Here is a 23,616-nt window from a genome sequence, read left to right on the forward strand (position 1 = left end):
CTCACCCTTGTCTCGGGTGATTCACTTTTACCCCCTCAATCCGACTATGTGCCAGTTTGGGGTGCGGAATGTGGGTTTTAATCTATTCTTATTGTACCTCATAACACCCGGAAGTGCTGTAAGAGTTCCCGCCCTTGGCGCCGAGGGGATCGACCTTAACTGAACCGTATGGCGCTATATTCGAGAAAATATTTATGGAAAAAAGAGAGCATTGCGTTACTGGGAAATCACAACATATATAGATACCATTTCCGAAAACTAAACCTGCTATATGATGACACAAATTCCGGAAGTCTTAGCTAAAGAAGTTGGGAATTTGTATGGAAATACGACTTGGATTGAATATGGTTTTCGACAAAGTAAGAGTGAATTAGGGTGGGCGGATTTCCGAGTCACCCAATATTCACAGATTGAAAAATGGTGGGAAATCGTTTGTAGTGCTTACGTGATGATCGGCCTCTATACTAGGTCTAATAGAGCCGTTAACTCCCAGACTCCATCACCCAGCTCTTTATCCGCAAAAAACTTCTCACTTCTCCACCGCTTTGAGAAACATCAAGACGCTTGATGAAAAAAAAGTTGGAAGAGGCATCTAAACAATTTGAGATTAATATTACAAGCTTTAATTAGCTTTAACTTGATACAATAGTGGCTAAAAATTTTTCCGATTCCACAATTATCTACAGGCTCGATTAAGATCGTTAATGAATTTTTACCCAAATCCCTTCTCTTACTTAATAAATGAGAGTGAATTCTTATTTTCTTCTGCCGCTTAGTGACAGAAGAGAGGTATCTTGCCTACGGCATCTAGTTTAACGTTGTAAGCCCGGTTAAGCATGGCGATCGAGCCGTCGTGGCCGAGCACGGTATAAGAGGAGAAGTGAACATTGTTGCCGATGCGGACCTAGGCGGGATCTCCAAAGACCGTATTGAGCCAGATGCTGCAATTTTCGCCTAGCGCTTACAAGTTGCCATGGCGGGGGAGAAATTCTGTGTATTCTGGGGCACAGGCGTTACAGAATTGGATGTAAAGGCCACGGAACTTGCCGTAACGCATCGCAAGATGGCGGATAATTTTTTGCAATATTGATCTAAGCATTTTCCTGGTTTTTGGTAGATTGAAGAATCTTGGCAGGAATACCTACTGCTGTTTTGCCTGCGGGAATATCTGATAAAACTACAGCATTAGCACCGATATTTACGTCGTCTCCCAAGTTTACTTTTCCGAGGATTTTTGCACCAGCGCCGACGTTAACCCGATCGCCCAATTGAGGGGATTCCAGCGGCTTGTCCAAATAGCGGTTTCCCAACGTTACACCTTGGCGGATAATGCAGTCGTCGCCGATCGTAGAATATCCGTGAATAATAATAGCGTTTTGATGTTCAATCACCACGCGACGACCGAGCTTCACAGTGTAAGGCAAGTCTATCCCGTAACTATTGCGGACTTTTCGGTAGAGTGCTCGATAAATAATGCTCAAAGGAGCTCGCAGTAATTTCGGTTCTACCTGCATTCTCCAGACGCCAAAACGCTGCACTGCTACGGCGCGAAATCCCGGTTTTGTCCAATCTCGACCATGAGCAATCCAGTCTTCTTTAATTTGCTGCCACAGTCCCAGGCCGGGGTCTTCTACTTGATTTTCAGTGGTGATTAAGTTTTGCTCAGTTACCATAAGCTCTAATTGACATTATTTATTGTTTACTCTATTGCTAGATGCCGACGATATTAATGGGTCTATCAGGTTTGTGAGGAAGGAGCAATCCGGTTTTCTCGATCGAGAATACTAATTCCTCGGCTGCATCATAAAATATTTTGCTTGCCTAGGCTAACCTGGTTTAGTTGGCTTTGACCGATTTACCAACTCCCTTTAAAAGTTTTTGGATTTTTCAATCTTACCCCCCTTAAAAAATACACTATTTAATACAAAATCTCTCAGCAATTGTGGTGGATCGCCATCTGGTTTGCCTTGAAGTACGCGACGCACCCTCCAGGCTGCAAAACCCGAAGCCCAGGATACATCAGTTAATGCTGTGTAAACCAAGCCGTAGTTTTTGATAAAGTACCTGCGCCGGGAATCAAACCAATAGGTAGGCAGCCGCTTGGCGGGCTTTTTGGTGTCAGTGACGCCTGAGCTTTGGCCGACTAAGTGCACAACGCGACTTTCAGGTACGTACCAGCAACTCCAGCCAGCTTTGTTCGCTTGCAGACAAAAGTCCATTTCTTCGCAGTACATGAAATAAGCTTCATCCATCAAGCCAATCTTTTCAAATACTTCGCGACGGACGATCATGCTGGCTCCAGCTACCCAATCAGTTTGACAGGTTTCTTGGGAAATCGGAGGCGCTGCGGCCCAGTTGGCTAATAACTTGGATATAAAGCCTGTCCGCCAACCAAAATCGAGTTCTGTCAAGATGTTGTGAAACCGAAAAGCTGACTCCTGGGGCGTGCCGTCGGGGTCTTCCAAGCGGCTGCCGGCGATGCCGGCTTCGGGATGAGTGTCCATGAAATCGACGAGGGCTTTTAATGCACCTGGGCGAACTATGGTGTCTGGGTTAAGCAGCAGGAAGTAAGGGGGGGGATTGGTGGATTGGAGGGCGGGACGGATCAGGGCGTTGTTGCCGAAAGCAAATCCGCCGTTGCGCTCTAGGGGAACGAAGGATGCCCATTCATTCCAGCCTTCTGAGGCGATCGCACTACTAATTTCTTCGACAGAGCGATCGCCTGAAGCATTGTCGCCAACTACAACTCGCATACCGGGCAGCGATTGAACTTCGCTAACTAGAGAGCGCAAGCAGTCAATTGTCAAACTAGAGGTTCGGTAGTTAACAATGACAACCAGCAGTGGATAGGGGTGATTGGACTCGCTGGCCTTCGACATAAGTACCGTTGTTTGTTTAACAACTTTTTAGCTCAAGTTGTACCCATCTGGCAAGCTGGAGCGATCGCCCGGAGTACAGGTATCGCCTAAGTAGATGAGTCGGAAAATACACAAGTAGTCAAAAGCGAGGGTCACTCCGTGAAACGAAGCAATCCCAAAGCTTCTGACAGCTTTACATTCCTTTACACAGCCCGGTTTATTTGCGCCTACCTACTTACTTTTTTGATTGCTCCAACATTCTTAACAAAAGCTGCCACCGCTGCCGGTGCATTTCTTCGTGAGTCAGGCTGCGAGCCTGTTTCAGACCTGCCATGCCCATATTTTGAAGTAGGTTCAAGTTTTCTCCCGACTGTTTGAGCAAGTTTGCTAAATCAACTGGGTCATTGCAATTACCGATCGAGCCTGTGATGCCGTTTTCGATGCAGTCGCGGAGTCCGGCAGTGTTGTTTGCCAGTACAGGTACGGCCTGGGAATAAGCATCGTATACTATTCTGGGCTGTTCGTCTGAGGTGCTGGGAACCACAACAGCATGATATTGTTGCAGCCGGCTGAAGAATTCTCTCCCGTAAGGAATAGTTCCCAAAACTTCGATCTGTACCGATTTTTGCATTGCCTTGCTGGCTGCTTGGCAGTTGCTTAACAGTTCGCCTTCACCTAGTATGTCCAGCTTGACGGCAATGTTTTCCTCGTCCAAGATTTTCATTGCTTCTAGGAGAACTAACAGACCTTTCTGTGGATGCAATCTGCCGGCAAATAGAATTTTTAGTTGTTTGGGCGAGGCTGACAGTTTTTCCTGCCATATTTTAGTCGCCTCTGCTTCCGAAATGATATTTTCTTCATCTATCCACGAAGCGTGAATTATGTGACTTTTGTTGTGTCGTTTTTTTAATAAACTTTGCTGATATTCTCCCTGTGTAAAGATTGTCAAGTCGGCGCTGTTTATGCACCAGCGATTCAATGTTTCGTATATGTAAGCTTGAATTTTGGCTTTAATGCTGGCAGGGGTTCCCGGCTGCAGCCGCCACGGTGCGGACTCGACTATGAGCAGGTATGGTTTCCGCTGTATCAGGACTATGGGCGTCACTAACCATGCCATCGGAATCGGCCAGCCTGCTACGCCGCTATGTACGATATCTGAAGATGCGATCGCGCCCCAAAGCTGGGCAACCGTTGCCGGCAGCAGAAATATTCCTTTGGCCAAGCTATTTGGGGAGGGAAGGTCAATAAATTTAGCATCAGCAAATGATGTTTCCGAATCCACCTCTATGGTATTTTCGGGGAGGGTTTCTCGCACGCACGGAGATGCTAGCGTCAAGTTTTTCAAATACTTAAAGTGTTGAGTTAGGTCTTTAGCCCACATTAAATCGAGATACCTGCAGCCTTTGGAGTCGCGGAAGGATGGGATGTTGAGGACTAGCAGGTAGTGCTTGTCTATGGGCATCAAAGTCGGTTCTTTGGCCCCATCTTCTGTGATATTTAACGAGTTGGAGTCCATAAAATACACTAGGATTGAATGCGATATATCTATTTTAATGCCACTTTAGCCAGTTTTTAGTATTAATTGACACCCTAAACACGCAATCATATCGCCAAAGAATACTGAAGTCCATATTAAATCTCCCCAATCTGGGTCAATACTCCGCACAGTTTTTGGAACTATACTACAAGCCTTACAGGGCAAGCAGCATAAAAAAGTCGAATTAAATGCCGCGTCAGGGGTAGAGATGACATTGATTTCATTATTTACGCTAGCCTCAAAGTCAAGTAAGAATAAGCCATTGGGCAATAGAAAAAGTGTCCGGACTCTTGCTGGATCAAAGTCGATACTGCCTGTAGGCTTGACTGGCAGCTCGGTGCAGCAGCGAATGTCGGTAAACTAACCCCTTCGCGTCATCGGAATAGCCCCCGCCAATCACGCAGGCAACGGGATAGCCGCCGGCCAAACACGCCATCAAAACTTGCATTTCCCGGCGAAATAAGCCCGTATCAGTTAAAGCTAATTTTCCCAGTTTGTCACCGTGATGAGGGTCTACTCCAGCATCGTATAAAACTAAGTCGGGCTTGACATTTGAAAGCAAATCTGGTAAGAATTTATCCAAGGTTTGTAAATATTCGTCGTCCTCCATACCCACAGGCAAAGGTACATCTAAATCGCCCTTTTGTTTAGTGCCGGGAAAATTGACTTCGCAGTGCATCGAGAAAGTAAAAACACTGCTGTCATCTTGAAATATTACGGCGGTTCCGTCTCCTTGGTGGACATCTAAATCGACAATTAAAACTTTGCGAACTAAACCATTTTTTTGCAAGACGCGAGAGGCGATCGCCAAATCATTAAAAATACAAAAACCAGACCCAAAAGCAGGGAAGGCGTGATGAGTTCCGCCCGCAGTATTGCAAGCCAAACCGTAGTCTAAAGCGAGTTTTGCAGTTAGTACAGTTCCTGCAACCGCAGTGCAAGTGCGGTTAGCCAGGGCCCGACTCCAAGGCAGACCAATTCGCCGAGTCGCTTTGTTATCCAGCGTCCCGTTGCAGTAAGCTTGAACATAGGAGTGGTCGTGGACTAATTCAATCCATTCTTGAGGGGGAAGTTCGGGAGCGTGAAATTGCGATTTATCTGCTACCCCGTCCGCGAGCAGCATCTGGTAAAGCATCCGAAACTTTGCCATCGGGAAGCGGTGAGCCGGTGGCAGAGGTGCAACGTAATCTTCGTGGTAAATAATTGGTAAGTCCATTAAAATTATTGTATAACGAATGAATCTCCAATTGAACGCCTGCAATCTCAAATTTAAATTCGCTGGAGAACTTGTATATGCAACAACTAAAAACAGTCTGGCAGTCCGGCAGCACCGACCCCGAAAATGCTGACAATCTCGATAATATCAGTCAGTGGTGGGGAAACCTGAACGGGAAAGAAATTAGCTGGGTAGAGCGACTGATTCCGCAAATCGGCGGTTTGAGCGAAATTCACTGGCACCCCCAGCGTTTTGACGAAACATTTGTGATAGTCAATCCCGAAATTCGGGAGGAAACTCTCTATTGGTACAAACCAGATTCTCCTGTCCAACGTAACAACACAGTTGACAAATTAGAACTTGACAACTTGCAACAGCAATTGTACATCTATCCTCAGTTGGAATCGGAACTGGTAATTCGCGTAGGAATTCCCGAAGTTAAATATCAAACACTTGAATTAAACAATCCCGAAATCGCCTTGGGCGAAGATAATCTGCTGTTGCTGTGGGAATCTGACCAAGAACTAGAAATTAAAATTTACTTAAGCAATGAAAATATTGCTAAACTTAAGGAATTGCTGGCATAGAAAAGACCGAGAAAATATTTTATAGGGTAAGCTTTGGGTGCGGGGTGGATTGCTATTATATACTCTTAGTTACCTATAAATATCTTAAGACTCAGGAGTCGGTGGGTCAAAACCGAGGTTTTTCACAGCCATACTTTGTTGCAGCGACAAGAGTCAAAAACGGTTTCTTCACCTCGTGGTATGTCCATGTGTGTATCTGTGCTAAAACCCTTTGAACGTGCGAGCAAAATGTCCAGAAAGTTGTGTTATCCTCCGGGCAATTTTAATGCTAAACTCCAGCAAGAAACTGTCCTGGGCGAATCAACCGGGTTGTAGGAAAATACTTGGTCGCAGCCATTGAACAAAGTTAAGAAACCCGGTTGCTTTGGTCTGGAGTGCCTAAGCGATAATTGTTTTTCGGTAGAGTTAATTTGTACAGCAAATCAGGCGATTTCTTTTGACAAGAAAATGTAGTTAAGTACGGTTATTTTGAGTTAATAATTAAGAGAAGCAACCAAGAAATTGAAAAAACATAAGGTGCGTTAGTTGATGGCTAATATCTAAAGTTAATCCTCTATTTGCTGAGTGTGAAAATGTTTAATAAATAATGATGAGCAGAAAAAATCGCTAAATATATTAAATCATCAATCGGCTGCTAGAAATAAAAAAATCACAATGACCAGACAAAAAATGATATTTGACAAAGAAAGTATTCACATTTTAATTATTGACGATCAGCCCCACAACCTGCGGTTTATATCAAATATATTGACGAAAGAAGGGTATAAAGTTCAGCGGGCGATTTCGGGAGAAATGGCGGTCAATGCTAATTTAGCAGTTCTCCCAGACTTAATTTTGCTAGATATTGCTATGCCCAAAATGAACGGATATGAAGTCTGTGCTAGACTGAAATCCAACGAAAAAACTAAGGAAATTCCGGTTATTTTTTTGAGTGTTTTTGAGGAAACTTTTCACAAAGTCAAAGCTTTTGAAGTCGGCGGTGTTGACTACATTACTAAGCCTTTTCAAGTGGAAGAAGTTTTAGTGAGGATCGAAAGTCAATTGACTATACAACAGCTATCAAAACAATTAAAACAGCAGAATGCCCAACTGCAGCAAGAGGTAGAATTTCGCAAGCGAACAGAACAATCACTCCGGGAAAGCAAAGCGCGGTTGCAAAAATTGGCGGTCAATATACCGGGAGTTCTTTATCAATTTATCAAGAAACCAGAGGGAAATTTTAAGTTTGAATATATTAGTTATGCTTGTCGGGAGATTTACGAATTAGAGAGTGAGGAAATATTAAAATGTCCCGACTTTTGCTTCGATCAAAATCATCCAGATGACCACGAATATCTGGTAAAACAAATTGCTACTAGCGCCCAAACTTTAGAACCTTTTGCCTGTGAATGGCGGATTGTTACGCCGTCGGGTAAACTCAAATGGCTCCAATCTAATTCTCGACCAGAAATGCGCGATAATGGCGATATTGTTTGGTATGGCGTACTTTTTGATATCAGCGAGCGCAAGCACGCAGAAATAGAAATGGCTGGAGCTAAAGCTGCTTTAGAACGGCAAGTTCAGCGAGAATTGCTGATTGCAAAAATAACTCAAGAAATTCGCTCAAGCTTGCAGCCAGAACAAATATTTCAAATAGCTGCCACTCAAGTCGGTCTGGCATTCTGCGTCAATCGCTGTTTGATTCATACTTACGTCACTACTCCCCAAGTCGATATTCCTCTGGCGGCAGAGTATCTCGAACCCGATTGCGAATCTATTCGGAACGTACCTGTTCCAATTTGGGGCAATCCTCACGTCATACAAATGATGATACAAGATCTGGCGATCGCCTCGAACAATGTTTATTCAGACCCTCTTTTGCAAGCTGTTCAACCGATTTGCCAGAAGGTTGGGTTAAAATCGATGCTGGCAATTCGCACTTCTTACCAAGGCCGGGCCAACGGTGCTATCTGTTTGCACCAGTGCGATCGTTACCGGGAATGGACTTCCGAGGAAATCGACTTATTAGAAGCTGTGGCTGCTCAAGTAGGGCTCGCTATCGCTCAAGCTAAACTGATCGAACGAGAAAAAAACCGAATTCAGCAGCTCGATCGGCAAAATAAAGTGCTGCAAGCAGAAATTCGCACCCGCGTCCGTGCCGAGCAAGCTCTGCAAGAATCGGAAACAGAATTGCGGGCGATTTTTGCCGCCATGACTGACACAGTTTTAGTGAGAAATGCAGAAGGGCGCTGTATCAAAATCGCCCCGACAGCATCAACAAATTTGGTGAAACCTCCAAGCGAAATGATTAACAAAACCGCTCACGAAGTCTTGCCGAAACCTATAGCAGATTTAGTATTAAATGCGATCCAACAAGCTCTAAAAACGAAGCAAACTATCAATGTTGAATATAGCTTTAAAGTCGGAGAGCGCGACGTTTGCCTCGATGCTAAAGTTTCTCCGCTGACTCCAGATTCAGTGATTATCGTGGCGCGAGATATTAGCGTTCGTAAACAAACAGAATCCGCACTCAGAGAAAGCCAGCACTTCATTCAAGCAATCGCCGATTCCAATCCCAACCTGTTGTACGTTTACGATGTAATTGAACAGCGGAATGTTTATGCCAATCGACAAATTTCGACGATGCTCGGATATACCGCCCAAGAAATACAAGATATGGGTACAGCAATGATGCCAATTCTGCTCAACTCCGATGATTTGCCAAATTTTTTTGATAGCGTACAAAAAGTTGATCGAGCCAAAGACGGTGATGTCGTTGAATGTCAATACCGAATGAAACACAAAAACGGTGAATGGCGGTGGATGCACAGTTGGGATACAGTATTTCTCAGAACAGCCGATGGTAAACCCAAACAAATTCTCGGCACTGCTAATGACATCACAGACCGCAAATTAGCCGAAGAAAAACTGCTAGCATCCCAACAAAGAATCTCATTTTTATTGCAGCAAACGCCGATCGCGGTTATCGAGTTAAACCTCAATTTTGAAATTATTACTTGGAATCCCGCAGCCGTTGCTATTTTTGGCTACAGTGAGCAAGAAGCGATTGGTCGAGTCGCCTCCGATTTAATCGTACCTGAAAGCTATCAACCGCAATTATCTGAGATTTCCAATCACGACTTGAACGCCAAATCCAGTGGCACTACTGAAAATCTGACTAAAGACGGCAGAATTATCATCTGCGAGTGGTACAATACTCAGCTAATTGACGATAACGGTACAGCGATCGGCATTGCTTTAATGGCTGTAGATATTACCGAACGCAAGCAAGCAGAAACGGAACTGCAAGAAAGTGCTTTACGACAAAGAGCGATCGCCCGCATCATTGAAAGAATGCGGCAGACTTTAGATATCCGAGAAATTTTTCACGCCACAACCCGAGAATTGCGCCAAACCATGAAGTGCGATCGAGTCGCTATTTACCGTTTCAATCCAGACTGGAGTGGCGAATTTGTAGCCGAATCCCTTGATCGCAAGTGGGTTTCTTTCATCCAAGCACAGGATACAGATTCTAACCTTACTGAAGGCGCGTTAGACAGCGAACTTTGCCTAGTCCAAAAATTAGATAGTATCTCACCAGAAGTCCACGATACCTATTTGCAACAAACCAAAGGCGGAGCATACAGCCGAGGTAAAACTTACCTTTGTGTCCCAGATATTTACAAGCAAGGTTTCGATAATTGTTACATCCAATTGCTAGAAAGATTTCAAGCTAAATCATACATTATTGTACCAATTTTTTCTGGAAAAAAGCTCTGGGGATTACTAGCATCCTATCAAAATTCTGCCCCCCGCCAGTGGAGTGAAGCTGAAATCAACGTTGCAGTTGATGTAGGTACTCAGCTAGGAGTAGCATTACAGCAAGCGGAACTGCTTGCCCGCACTCAAAGGCAGTCCATGGAGCTGATTAAATCCAAAGAAAACGCCGAAGTTGCCAACCGCGCCAAAAGCCAATTTCTAGCTTCCATGAGCCACGAACTTCGCACGCCTCTCAACGCCATTCTCGGTTTTTCCCAAGTCATGGCCCGCAACAGTTCTATCACGGAAGAACAAAAAGAATACATAGAAATTATTAACCGCAGCGGCGAACATTTGCTAGAACTCATCAATGATGTTTTGTCAATGTCCAAAATAGAAGCAGGTCAAATTACTATCAATCCTAGCCGCTTTAATCTCTACGACTTTCTCAACAGTCTCAAAGAAATGCTGCAACTAAAAGCCAACTCAAAAGGCTTGTATCTAATTTTTGAAAATTCCCATAATTTGCCGCAGTACATTCAAACAGACGAAGCTAAATTGCGGCAAGTTTTAATTAACTTGGTCGGCAATGCAATTAAATTCACTCAACACGGAACCGTTACTTTGCGCGTCAGTAGCCACGCTGAAAAAGACGCCATAGAAGAAAACAAATCCCAATTGTATTTTGAAATTGCCGACACGGGACCCGGCATTTCTCCCTCAGAAATTTTCACATTATTTAAGCCCTTTGTACAAACCGAAACTGGTCGAAATTCCATGCAGGGGACTGGTCTGGGGTTGCCGATCAGCCAACAATTTGTCCGAATTATGGGAGGTGATATTGCGGTTGAAAGTAAACTCGGTCAAGGCACAATTTTTAGCTTTAATATCTGGGTTAACTTAGTAACACAAAGTGATGAACAAGAAAAACCGCCGATTAAACAAGTTATTGCTTTAGAAGCAGGACAGGAAACTTATCGGATATTAATAGTTGAAGATGTAGCGGAAAATCGCCAACTGCTGCTTAAGCTGCTAGTACCCCTGGGATTTGAAGTCCGGGAAGCAACTAACGGTCAAGAAGCAATTGCTTTGCATTCAACTTGGAAGCCGCACTTGATATTAATGGATATGCTGATGCCCGTGATAGATGGGTATGAAGCGACAAGAGAGATTAAGAAAACTATCGAAGGTAAAGAAACAATAATTATTGCCTTGACGGCCAGTGCTTTTGATGAGCAGCGACAAATAATTTTGTCTGCTGGTTGTAACGATTTGATATGTAAACCGTTTCGGGAAGAGGTACTTTTTGAAAAGATAGCGCATCACCTCAACCTGCGTTATATTTATGAAAAAGAGAACTTATCTACTTCTTTTTCTACACCGACGCTGCTTAAAAGTTTGACCACCGAGGATTTGAGTGTAATGCCCACAGACTGGGTGGTCGAGTTGCACCGAGCAGCACTTTGTGTTGACGACAACCGCATCCTCGATCTGATCAAGGAAATTCCCGAAACTGAGGCAAATCTCGCTAACGCTTTAACAGATTTAGTCGATAATTTTCGGATAGATATCATTATCGATTTAACTCAATTATATTATGATGAACGACCATCCATTATCAGCGACTCGTAAAGACATTCTGATCGTTGACGATATGCCGGATAATTTGCGACTTTTATCCACTATGCTGACATCTTACGGGTATCATGTCAGGAAGGCTATTAACGGACACTTGGCTTTGCAAGGGGCACAAATATCTCCTCCCGATCTAATTTTACTAGATATTAATATGCCACAAATGAACGGGTATGAAGTTTGTGAGCAGTTAAAGTTAAGCGAAAAAACTCAAGATATTCCGGTAATTTTTATTAGTGCGCTAGATGACGTGCTGGAAAAAGTTAAAGCTTTTCAAGTAGGAGGAGTGGATTATATTACTAAACCGTTTCAAGTAGAAGAAGTCTTAGCCCGCGTCCAAAACCAACTTTCTCTTCGTTCGCTGCAATGCAAACTGCAACTGCAAGCTAGGGAACTGCACGATCGCAATTCGAGATTGCAGGAAGAAATCGCAGAACGGCAGCGGGCTGAAGAATCAATCCGGTTTTTGCTGGAAACGACGCGGGCGATCGGCGAAGCTGTAGACTTTCACTCAGCTTTAGAAGTAATTTTGCACCAAGTGGGCGAAACAATCGGATGGGATGTAGGAGAAGCTTGGATTCCCAATGCAGAAGCAACTGTGCTGCAATCTGCCAGGGGCTGGTATGCCAGCAACGCGAGGATGGATGCGTTCCGCAAGCAAAGCGAACAACTAACATTTGCCATGAATATAGGCCTGCCGGGACGAGTTTGGGCATCCAAGCAACCGGAATGGGTAGAAGATATTTCCAGGGGCTACCCGCATTTTTTCCAAAGTCAAATAGCACTAGAACTCGGATTTAAAGCGGGTTTTGGTGTGCCGATTTTGGTAGGCGATGAAGTATTGGCAGTGCTAGTTTTCTTTAAAATTTCGTCGGATGGGAAAGACGCACAATTTATAGACGTTTTCAATGCGGTAGGCACTCAATTAGGTTCTTTGATTCAGCGCAAACAAGCAGAAGAATTGCTACGTATTGCCCAAGAAAAATATCACAGCATTGTAGAAAATGCGATCGAAGGCATTTTTCAAAGCACGCCTTCAGGAGGCTATATCAGCGCTAATCCAGCTTTGGCAAAATTGTACGGTTACGACTCGCCAGAAGAACTGATGTCCGAGATTAACAATATTGCTCAGCAACTGTACGTTGACCCGGAACGCCGCCTCGAGTTTGTGGCTGCTATGGATGCTGAAAATGCCGTTTCGGGGTTTGAATCTATGGTATGTCGCAAAGACGGGCGCCGGATTTGGGTGTCAGAAAATGTTCGGGCTGTTCGAGATTCAAAAGGTAATCTGATCTACTATGAGGGTACTGTTTCTGACATTACAGAACGTAAATTAGCGCAAGAAGCGCTAAAAGTTCAACAAGAACAAAGCGAGAAGTTGCTGTTAAATATTTTACCCAAACCAATCGCAGAACGGTTGAAGGCGGAGCAAAGTACGATCGCCGATAGTTTTGCCCAAGTAAGTGTTTTATTTGCTGATATTGTTGGCTTTACTGAGTTGTCTGCTAGAATGTCTCCCACCGAGTTGGTAAAGCGCTTGAACGTAATTTTTTCGCACTTCGACCAGTTAGCTGAAAAGTACGGTGTGGAGAAAATTAAGACTATTGGCGATGCTTACATGGTAGTCGGGGGGTTGCCTACGCCGACACAGGATCATGCCGAGGCGATCGCCCAAATGGCCCTGGGAATGCAGGAAAAAATAGCAAAGCTGTGCGCCGAGACAGGGGAAAAACTGGCAATTCGCGTCGGCATCAATTCCGGGCCGGTGGTTGCGGGAGTGATTGGTGTGAGCAAGTTTACTTATGATTTGTGGGGAGATACGGTGAATGTAGCGGCGAGGATGGAAGCTACGGGTTTTTCAGGCAGCATTCAAGTTACTGATGTTACTTATGAGCTTTTGAAAGATAAGTATATGTTTGAGAGGCGAGGCGTGATTCCGGTAAAAGGTAAGGGGGATATGATGACTTATTGGTTGCTAGGAAAAAAGTAAAAATTGGGAATGGGGCATTGGGAATGGGGCATTGGGAATGGGGCATTGGGAATTGGGAATGGGGCATTGGGCATGGGGAATTGGGCATTACAACAAATAACAAATAACCAATAACCAATAACCAATAACCAATAATTCCTGACTACTGACTACTGACTACTGACTACTGACTTCTGCTATGATGAAAGTAGTTAACGAAACTTTACATAATAGCCGTGACTGCACAACAATTAGTATCTGCAACGAGTTTTGAAAAGCTAATTTGGACTTGGAAAGGTCACAAAATCCAATATACCGTCCAAGGAACCGGCCGCCCTCTGATCTTGATTCACGGATTTGGGGCTTCGATCGGACATTGGCGGCAAAATATCCCCGTACTCGCAGCCGGCGGCTATCGCGTATTTGCGCTGGACTTGCTGGGATTCGGTGCTTCCGCCAAACCAGCCCTAGATTACACTCTGGAATTGTGGGAAGAATTGCTGACTGATTTCTGGGCGGATATGGTACTAGAACCGGCGGTATTTGTCGGGAATTCGATCGGCGCTTTGCTGAGTTTGATGGTAGTCGCCAACCATCCAGAAATATCAGCCGGCGGTGTCTTAATCAACTGTGCCGGCGGACTCAACCACCGGCCCGACGAACTGAATTTCCCGCTGCGAGTAGTGATGGGGACTTTTACTAAATTAGTTCGATCGCCCCTGATCGGCCCGTTTGTCTTCAACAACATCCGCCAAAAACACCGCATCCGCAACACCCTGCGCCAAGTCTACGGGAACCGCGAAGCCATCACTGACGAACTCGTAGAACTCCTCCACGCCCCCTCCTGCGATCCCGGAGCTCAACAAGTGTTTGCATCGATTCTCACAGCCCCTCCAGGCCCTCAACCGTCAGAATTGCTGCCCAAAGTCGATCGTCCGTTATTGGTACTTTGGGGCGCAGACGACCCCTGGACGCCGATCGCCGGCAGCCAGATTTATCAACAATTGGCCGCCAATGATAAACCCGTGAAATTTGTTTCCATTCCCAACACAGGCCACTGTCCCCACGACGAGCGGCCGAGTGAAGTCAACGCTCTGATTTTGGACTGGCTGGTGGAAGTGAAGTAAAATTTTTCCGATCGAGGCAACCCTTGAGCGATCGAGTCAAACCCTTGCAGTGCAAAAGTTTTGCCTCGCTCCACCGCACCGACACCCCGGCAGAAGCCGACTCAAAAAACAATTTTTGGAAAAAGTATTGACACAATTTACTGAGTCAGCTATATTGATGGACGTGTGAGGAGCGAACCAGAAGAAGCACCGAGACGAAACACGGCCAGTCGTCGGTGCTTTTTCTGTTGAAAGGCATTTTTAAGAGTTTGAAATTATTTATAATTCATATCCAGAATATCTGTAAGCCCGCCCCGCTTTCTTCAATTCTTCCTTCGCGTTATTCGCGTCTTCGCGGTTCGTTAAATAAATATTCTGATGTTGCAAAAAAAGTAATTGATTGCACTTGATCTCGAAAAATCCGAAAGTGTGGATTGTTTTTGATCGTCAAAATTTGATTGCATAGAACTCAAAACTAGAGAGTTACAGCACTTTCCAGGTAAGTGAAGTACAGAGAAACCGGGTTTCTTGAATAAAACCGGTTTCTGGCGAGAAATCCAGAAGAAACCCGGTTTCTGGGGTGTACTTTATAAACCTGGAATCCGCTGTATATAATAAATTGTCGCTGGGTCGGGGCGGGTTGATCTAGATTTTTTCCAGATGTCGCTAAACCCACCCCTGCGGTATTGGTGCTGCAAATATCAACGATCGCCCAAAACAAATTGTTCGATCGCAGCCGCCACCCCATCTTCCTCCACATCCGGCGCCACCCAATCAGCAGCAGCCTTCACCCCATCAGGAGCATTGCCCATCGCCACGCCCACGCCCGCATAGGCAATCATTTCTACATCATTAAAATTGTCGCCGATCGCCATCACATTCGCCGCCTGCAAACCCAAAAGTTCCTCCGCTAAATACTGCACCGCATCTCCCTTATTCGCCACAGGATGCGTAGCTTCAAAAAAAGTAGCAACGGATCGAGTCAAATAAAGCTCCGCAGGCGTGTAACGCAGCCGCATACTGCTGAGCAAGCCGTCGAGTACCCCCGGATTCTCGCACAATGCCAAAACTTTCGTCGGTTCCCCCGGAATATCTCGCCGCAAATCTTTAATCACCATTGGTTCAATGCCCGATCGTTCGGCATAAATTCGGGTAGCTGCAGTAATTTCCGGCACGTAAAGTTGGTCGTCAATGTAGAAATGGATCGAAAGCAGCGGTCGCAAATGCGGTTCTTCAAAATAATCTAACAGTTGCAGAGCAGTTTGTTTCGACAGCGGCAAGTGCCGCAGCCGCTTTTGAGTAGCGTGATCTTGAATCCACGCGCCCTGGTAGCAAATCAGTGGCAATGTTGAGCCGATGTCGCGGTGAAAACGCAAAGCTGATCGGTACATCCTGCCCGTAGCGACGGCTACTTTCACTCCCCGCGACTCGGCCGCCAAAATTGCCTGCTTGACTGGTTCTCGGATAGTATTTGACATACCTGCGATCGTGCCGTCTATATCCACTACCAGCAATTGAATGTCTGCGGTGCCAAAAGCGCGATCGGTCGCCTTAGCTGGATTTGAGGCAGTTATATTCTGCATGATTTTTTTAGATTTTAGCTGTTGATTTGCACGCACCCGTTTATTTTGCCACTGGCGGGATAGCAAAGTGCCACTTCTGATTTTTTGAATACTAAAATAATATAGATAACTAAATAAGCGACAAAAAAAGTATCTAGGAGGACTCTTTCGGGATGGATTTAGTTAAGCTATAGAATAGTAGCCAGTTTACTGCCGTAAAAACCGCACTCGACCGACGCTGTGTATTTTCACTTACTTAATAATACTTGTGTGCAAAAAGAATGCAACTCTAAGCCCGCGAGCCAAACCCTTATATCATCAATCATTCCCAATCTAAAATCTAAAATCTAAAATCTAAAATTGTCTAACCGCATCTTTGAAATTACCCCCAACTATCATGATTTCTATTCCGGGATACCGCATTGACGGAGAACTTTATACAAACTCTCACACAGTAATTTATCGAGGTCTGCTGCTTGAGGAAGAAAAACCCGTTATCCTCAAAACTCTCACGCCGCTATACCCTACCCCAGCCCAAATATCCCAACTGCTGCACGAATCCGAAATTCTTAAAAATTTGAATTTACCCGGAATAGTCAAGCTTTACAAAATAGAAACATACAATCACTTTCCTGTTTTAGTTTTAGAAGATTTTGGTGGGATTTCCCTAAAAGAGTTTCTCAGCAACAACCAGCTAGAGTTACCACAATTTCTGCATATTGGCATCAAACTAGCAGAAACTATTGGGCAACTCCACGAACACCACATCATCCATAAGGATATTAAACCCAGCAATATTATTGTCAATATCGAGACAGGAGATGTCAAGATTGCTGATTTTGCGATCGCCTCCCTGCTACCGGGCGAAAACCCCGCCCCCAGCCATCCCCATTTACTCGAAGGCACTCTCGCCTATATGTCTCCTGAACAAACGGGGCGCATGAATCGGGCGATCGACTACCGCACCGATTTTTATTCTTTAGGCGTCACCTTTTATGAAATGCTTTGTGGTGAATTGCCTTTTCAGGCGATCGATCCCATGGAATTAGTACACTGCCATATTGCCAAAACGCCAGTTTCTCCTTGGGAAAACAGAAATAAAAAAGTAGAAAGCAAAAGCATCGAAGGCAGAATCTATCAAGTAGGAACCAAGGAGATTCCTCAAGTCGTTTCCGATATCGTCATAAAACTCTTAGCAAAAACAGCCGAAGACAGGTATCAAAGTGCTTTCGGACTTTTGTACGACTTGGAAAATTGTCTCGATCAACTGCAAACTATAGGCGAAATTTCCCACATAACCCTCGGCGAGCAAGATCAGTCAAGTCACCTGCAAATTTCCCAAAAATTTTACGGGCGAGAAGCAGAAGTTAATCTGCTTCTCAGTATCTTCCAGCGTATGAGGCGGGGCAATACAGAAATCGTGCTGATTTCCGGTTCTGCAGGTGTGGGCAAATCCTCGTTAGTATATGAAGTTTACAAGCCGATTCGGCGGGAAAATGGGTATTTTATTGACAGCAAATTTGAGCAATTTAAACGAGATATTCCTTACGCTTTTTTGCTCCAAGCTTTTCAAGATTTGTTGCGACAAATTTTTACAGAAAATGCCGCAGAAATTCATGTTTGGAAACAAAAAATTTTAAAAGCAATCGGCGGCAACTGCCAAGTAATTATTGAAGCTATTCCCGAAGTAGAACTGATTGTCGGGCCGCAGCCCCCCGTCCCAGATTTAGGAGCAAATGAATCTCAAAATCGCTTTAATTTAGTATTTCAAAACTTCATCCGCGTCTTTGCTCAAAAAGAACACCCCCTAGTAATTTTCCTGGACGATTTGCAGTGGATCGATTCAGCATCTCTCAAGTTAATAGAACTGCTAGCAACTGACATGGGGACTCAATATTTATTAATAATTGGAGCTTATAGAGAGCAGGAAGTAGATGCAAATCATCCCCTAATCATTACCGCCGAAGCAATTAAAAAAGCAGGCGGCACTGTGAGTGCGATCGCCCTTTCGCCTTTAGATATAAGCAGCGTCAACCAATTCCTTGCCGATACTTTGAACTGCGCCCCCGAAAAATCCCTAAGTTTAGCAGAATTGCTTTGGCGAAAAACCGCTGGCAATCCCTTCTTTTTAACTCAATTAATCAAATTTCTTTACTCAAAAAGCTTGATTCAATTTCAAATTTTACCCTCCCATAATTTGAGCGAGCTAGCTGAACCTAGCCTGTCGGCCTTAGCGCAACCAACCTCCGAGCAAATTGTGAAAAAATGCCATGTCACAGGCGAGTGGCAGTGGGATATCGAACAAATACAAGAAATGGGAATAACTGACAATGTTGTAGAATTAATGATAGATAACATTCAGAAACTTTCAGACAATACCCAGGAACTGCTTAAATTAGCCGCTTGTATCGGGAACAAATTTGATTTAAAAACTCTCTCGACAATCGCCGAAAAGCCTGTGGCGTCCGCAGCAACAGACCTTGGTGAGGCACTTCAGTCCGGTCTAATTTTGCTCGTGAATAACGCCTACAAAATTCCGATCGCACTAGCAGCAAGCACAGAAGTAACAGACACAATATCTAGAGACTTTACCGATAAATTTTCCCTACCAGTGGCTGATGTTTCGAGCGCCACTTACAAATTTTTGCATGAGCGAGTGCAGCAAGCAGCTTATGCTTTAATATCCGATTATCAAAAACAAGAAATTCATCTCAAGATAGGCAACTTTTTACTTCAAACTGCACCCCCAGAGCAATTAGAAGAGCATATCTTTGATACCGTAAACCAACTAAACTCTGCCAAAGAAATCATCAGCAGCAAATTAGAACAATTTCAATTATGCCAATTAAATTTAATTGCAGGCCGCAAAGCAAAAGCAAGTGCCGCTTACCAACTTGCCCTCAAATATCTAACCGCAGGTATTGAACTGCTTCCTCCCCAAAGTTGGCAAACTGACTACGACTTGACTCTGGCACTCTACGAGTCAGCAGCAGAAGCTGCTTACCTGAATACCGACTTTGAACCCATGGAGAAATGGGCGATAATTGTCCTGCAACACGCAACAAATGAACTAGACAAAATCAAAGTGTTTGAAATCAGAATCATAGCTTGTGCGATGCAAACCAAACTCCAAGAATCGGTAAAAATTGGTCGGGAAGCACTAAAAATGTTAGGAATTAACTTTCCCGACTCGCCGATTCCCCTCCACATTCAGCAAGCACTCGCTAAAACAGCAGCTTATTTAACAGACAAAAAAATAGAAGATTTAATAGACTTACCGATTATGACAAATCCGCACAAATTAGCCACTATGCGTGTGCTTTCCAGTATGTTTTCAGCTACATTTATAGTTGAACCTGTCCTGCTGCCGCTCATTGTGTGCGAGCAAGTAAATTTATCTATTAATTACGGAAACTCTACTTTTTCTGCTTTCGGTTATGCTAATTACGGAGCAATTTTAAAAGGAATAGTTAGAGATATTGAATCAGGCGATCGCTTTGGTCAATTAGCTTTAAATTTGAGCGATAGATTAAATGTGTTAGAATTCAAAAGCAAAACGCTTAATTTAGTAGCCTTCATTTTGATGAACGGCAAGCATCACGTTAAAGACTCTTTGCCGCTATTAGAGGACGCCTATCAAAGTGCGCTAGAAAATGGGGATTTAGAATGTGTCGGATATTCAGCCGTAAATATTTGTCAGTCTTTGTATTTCCTCGGTCAAGAATTGCCACAACTGGAACGAAGAATAGTAAGTTACAACCATTTGCTGTTTCAACTCAAGCAAGAAACTGTATTAACTTGGAATCAAATATATCTGCAAACTATTTTGCAATTGATGGGAAAATCGGAAAGTACACACCTGGTATTAGGTGAAGCATACAGCGAAGAAAAGTTGTTGTCGCTACTGTTAAAAGCTAACGATCGCGTGGGATTACAGCACTTTTATTTGCAGAAATTAATAATCTCCTATTTATTTGGAGATACCGCTACAGCCCTAGAAAATTCAGCGCTAGCCGAAGTATATTTAGACGGAGTAGCAGGCTTTATTAATGTTTCTGAATATCAGTTTTACGATTCTCTAGCCCGCCTAGCCGCCTATCCATCTGCAACAGAGGGGGAACAAGAAGAGCATATTTTTTACGCTGTCAGTAACCGAAAAAAACTGCAACAGAAAGCGCTTTATGCACCCATGAATCTTCAGCACAAATGCGACTTACTTACGGCAGAAAAAGCGCGTGTTTTGGGCAATATTGTGAGAGCAATGGAATATTACGATCGCGCAATTGAAGGAGCCCAAGAAAACGGATACATACAAGTACAAGCACTAGCAGCAGAATTGGCAGGAGCATTTTATCTATCCATAGGAAGAGAAAAAAATTCTAAAACTTACTTAACAGAAGCGCGTTATTGCTATCAACGCTGGGGAGCAACAGCCAAAGCAGCGCATTTAGAATCCAAATACTCGCACTTGCTAACTTCAAGCTCGATTTCAACTAATATTGAAACTCACAAATCTACCAGCAGCGCTTCCACTACGAACGACGCTGCAGGCGTGCTAGACTTGACTACCGCAGTGAAAGCATCGCAAACCTTAGCCGGGGAAATAGTTCTAGACAAACTGCTGGCAAAAATGATGAAAATTGTTATTGAAAATGCCGGGGGGCAAAGAGGCTTTTTAATACTAGAAAAAGAGGGTCAATGGGTGATTGAAGCATCAGGATCTGTAGATGTCGATCGCGTTGCTGTCATGCAATCAATTCCGATAGATTTTGTAGCCGACGATCGAGAAGTAACTTTGCTGGCAGTTGCAGTTGTCAATTACGTTGCCCGCACCCAGGAAAGTATAGTTTTAAACGATGCCAGCAGCGAAGGACAATTTACTCGCACACCCTATATAATGGCCGTTCAACCTAAATCAATTCTTTGCACTCCGTTAATTAATCAAGGCCAACTCACGGGCATTCTATATTTAGAAAACAATCTGACTACAGGCGCTTTTACACAAGACAGGTTAGAAATATTAAAACTGCTGTCTTCTCAAATTTCTATCTCCATCGAAAATGCCCAACTTTACGCCAACTTGCACCAATTCAATCAGAATCTCGAAAATTTAGTACAGCAGCGTACCTCCGAACTCTCCCAAACTTTAGAAGACTTAAAATCGGCTCAAAATAAACTGGTAGAATCGGAAAAAATGGCGGCCCTCGGAGGGTTGGTGGCAGGTGTTGCCCACGAAATCAATACTCCCATCGGCATCGGCATCACCGCCGCCTCCCTGCTTGCTGAAAAAGCCACAAAGTTTTTTGAGGTTTACAGTAACGGCCAAATAAAACGTTCCGAGTTAGAAAAGTTTCTGGATACCGCCGTGCAAAGCAGTAATATGATCTTATCTAACCTCACGCGGGCAGCAGACTTGATTCACAGTTTTAAAGAAGTAGCTGTGGATCAGTCGAGCGAGTTAAAACGCACGTTTAATGTTAAAAACTATCTAGAGGAAATTTTGACATCCTTAAGTGCCAAACTCAAAAGAACTAAGCACAAAATAGAGATTAAGTGTGATGAAAATATTGTAGTGGACAGTTATCCCGGCGTAGTGTGTCAAATTGTGACAAATCTGGTGTTGAATTCGCTAATTCACGCCTACGATGGAGAAGACGCAGGAATTCTGGCTTTTGATTTCAAACTAGAGGGCGATCGGCTAATATTTGAATATGCCGATAACGGCAAAGGAATTGACCCAGAAAATCTCAGTAAAATTTTTGAACCATTTTTTACCACCAAAAGAGGTCAGGGAGGCACGGGATTGGGACTGCACATTATTTATAACCTTGTTACTCAAAAACTAAAAGGCACAATTAGCTGTAGAAGTCAAGTAAATAAAGGCACAAGATTTATGATTGAATTTCCCGCTAAAATGAGCAGTTAGTTATTATACGGCCAACATGGATATAAGTTTTATATAGGAGAACGATATATGTCAGAAGCTAGTAAAAACCTGTTGGCTGCAGGCGATGACGAATTAATCGCGGCGGGCGACGATGAATTAATATTTGCCGAGGAAGACGAGGCGGAACAAAAACCGCTAGAAGAAAGTTGGAAAATATTAATTGTAGATGATGAAATAGAAATTCATAATATTACTAAACTAGCGTTAAATGATTTTATATTTGAAGGTAAAAGTATAACATTTATCAGCGCTTACTCAGGAAAAGAAGCTAAAGAAATCATCCAAAACAACTACGACATAGCATTGATTTTACTCGATGTAGTTATGGAAACAGAAGAAGCAGGCTTGGAAGTAGTTAAATACATCCGTGATATTTTAAATAATCAAGTAGTGCGAATTATTTTACGCACTGGGCAGCCCGGACAAGTGCCAGAAGATGTAGTAATTGTCAGCTACGATATCAATGATTACAAAACCAAAACAGAACTTACTAACAAAAAGTTATTTACCACAGTAGTCACCGCACTGAGAGCATTTAGGTCGCTCAATCAAATCGAGTCCAGCAAAAGCGAACTAGAAAAAATTGCAGCCGCATCAGCCCGTTTTGTACCCCGTGAATTTTTGAAGTTTCTCAAAAGAGAAAGCATCGTTGATGCCAGACTAGGAGACTCTGTACAAGCAGAAATGACGATTATGTTTGCCGACATTCGCTCATTTACAAGTCTGTCAGAAAGTATGTCTCCGCGAGAAAACTTTGAATTTCTTAACTCTTACTTAAGCCGAGTTGGCCCAGTTATCCGCGAGTACAACGGTTTTATAGATAAATATATTGGTGACGGGATTATGGCTTTGTTTCCTAACAGGGCTGAAGATGCTGTGCAAGCAGCAATTGAGATGCAGCATCAAGTAAAAATTTATAACAGACACAGGCAAAACAGTGGCTATCAACCTATTTCGATAGGGATTGGTTTGCATACGGGGACTTTAATGTTAGGTACGATTGGCGAAGCGGAACGAATGGAAAGTACGGTGATTTCTGATGCTGTTAATTTAGCTTCCCGCGTGGAAGGATTGACAAAGCTTTATGGAGTTGCTATTGTAGCTAGCGTCCAAACCCTTTGCCGGATAGACGATCCTCAACATTACAAGTGCCGGTTTCTCGATCGCGTTCAAGTAAAAGGAAAACAAACACCTGTTGCGGTATTTGAAATTTACGATGGCGACTCGGCGACAATGATCGAACTAAAAGCACAAACTCAAACTTATTTTGAACAGGGAATTTTTTTTCACTACCAGCAGCAATTCGCGCAAGCAAGGCAAATGTTTCTGCGCGTTTTACAAATCAACAAGTATGATAAGGCAGCATCTTTTTATGCAGAACGCTGCGATATGTTGATGAAGAATGCAGTCATTATGACTCTGGAAGGTATTGAAATTTAGTTAATGGGTAATGGGTACTTG

11 protein-coding genes are annotated in these 23,616 nt (G+C 43.7%); 6 read left to right on the forward strand and 5 right to left on the reverse strand.

Annotation, left to right across the window (positions count from 1 at the left end; translation table 11 throughout):
* Positions 1–1,091: 1,091 nt before the first annotated feature.
* The 4 genes from QT973_RS23045 to QT973_RS23060 form a co-directional block, all read right to left on the reverse strand.
* Positions 1,092–1,673 carry a serine acetyltransferase gene (locus QT973_RS23045; protein WP_333057910.1) on the reverse strand — a complete coding sequence of 194 codons (582 nt, stop codon included), beginning with the start codon at positions 1,671–1,673 and terminating at the stop codon, positions 1,092–1,094.
* Between the two features lie 195 nt (positions 1,674–1,868).
* Positions 1,869–2,879 (reverse strand): glycosyltransferase family 2 protein, encoded by a 1,011-nt coding sequence (locus tag QT973_RS23050; protein ID WP_333057909.1) that lies wholly within the window; start codon positions 2,877–2,879, stop codon positions 1,869–1,871.
* 214 nt (positions 2,880–3,093) lie between these two features.
* Complete coding sequence (locus tag QT973_RS23055) at positions 3,094–4,374, reverse strand: glycosyltransferase (protein WP_333274332.1); 1,281 nt, start codon at positions 4,372–4,374, stop codon at positions 3,094–3,096.
* Positions 4,375–4,693: 319 nt separating this feature from the next.
* Positions 4,694–5,611: a histone deacetylase gene (locus tag QT973_RS23060; RefSeq protein ID WP_333057907.1), complete on the reverse strand. Its 918-nt coding sequence runs from the start codon at positions 5,609–5,611 to the stop codon at positions 4,694–4,696.
* Between the two features lie 77 nt (positions 5,612–5,688).
* Here QT973_RS23060 and QT973_RS23065 point away from each other — a divergent pair, with 77 nt between their 5' ends.
* From QT973_RS23065 to QT973_RS23080, 4 genes are all read left to right on the forward strand, one after another.
* Complete coding sequence (locus tag QT973_RS23065) at positions 5,689–6,198, forward strand: hypothetical protein (RefSeq protein ID WP_333057906.1); 510 nt, start codon at positions 5,689–5,691, stop codon at positions 6,196–6,198.
* A gap of 654 nt (positions 6,199–6,852) precedes the next feature.
* Entirely contained in the window at positions 6,853–11,568 is a 4,716-nt protein-coding gene (locus QT973_RS23070; RefSeq protein WP_333057905.1) for a response regulator, read from the forward strand.
* Positions 11,534–13,561 carry an adenylate/guanylate cyclase domain-containing protein gene (locus QT973_RS23075; protein ID WP_333234000.1) on the forward strand — a complete coding sequence of 676 codons (2,028 nt, stop codon included), beginning with the start codon at positions 11,534–11,536 and terminating at the stop codon, positions 13,559–13,561. The genes QT973_RS23070 and QT973_RS23075 overlap by 35 nt, the downstream gene beginning before the upstream one ends.
* 215 nt (positions 13,562–13,776) lie before the next feature.
* On the forward strand, positions 13,777–14,667 hold the full coding sequence (locus QT973_RS23080) for an alpha/beta fold hydrolase (RefSeq protein ID WP_333057903.1): 891 nt from the start codon (positions 13,777–13,779) through the stop codon (positions 14,665–14,667).
* Between the two features lie 680 nt (positions 14,668–15,347).
* Here the strand turns inward: QT973_RS23080 and QT973_RS23085 are convergent.
* A complete protein-coding gene (locus QT973_RS23085) occupies positions 15,348–16,229 on the reverse strand; it encodes a Cof-type HAD-IIB family hydrolase (RefSeq protein ID WP_333057902.1) in 882 nt (293 codons plus the stop codon).
* Between the two features lie 376 nt (positions 16,230–16,605).
* Here QT973_RS23085 and QT973_RS23090 point away from each other — a divergent pair, with 376 nt between their 5' ends.
* Together QT973_RS23090 and QT973_RS23095 are read left to right on the forward strand one after the other, a co-directional pair.
* Positions 16,606–22,134 carry an ATP-binding sensor histidine kinase gene (locus QT973_RS23090; protein WP_333392246.1) on the forward strand — a complete coding sequence of 1,843 codons (5,529 nt, stop codon included), beginning with the start codon at positions 16,606–16,608 and terminating at the stop codon, positions 22,132–22,134.
* 48 nt (positions 22,135–22,182) lie between these two features.
* Positions 22,183–23,595 (forward strand): adenylate/guanylate cyclase domain-containing protein, encoded by a 1,413-nt coding sequence (locus tag QT973_RS23095; protein WP_333057900.1) that lies wholly within the window; start codon positions 22,183–22,185, stop codon positions 23,593–23,595.
* Positions 23,596–23,616: the final 21 nt, after the last annotated feature.

It is taken from the genome of Microcoleus sp. Z1_A1, assembly GCF_036700305.1.
Classification (GTDB): domain Bacteria; phylum Cyanobacteriota; class Cyanobacteriia; order Cyanobacteriales; family Microcoleaceae; genus Microcoleus.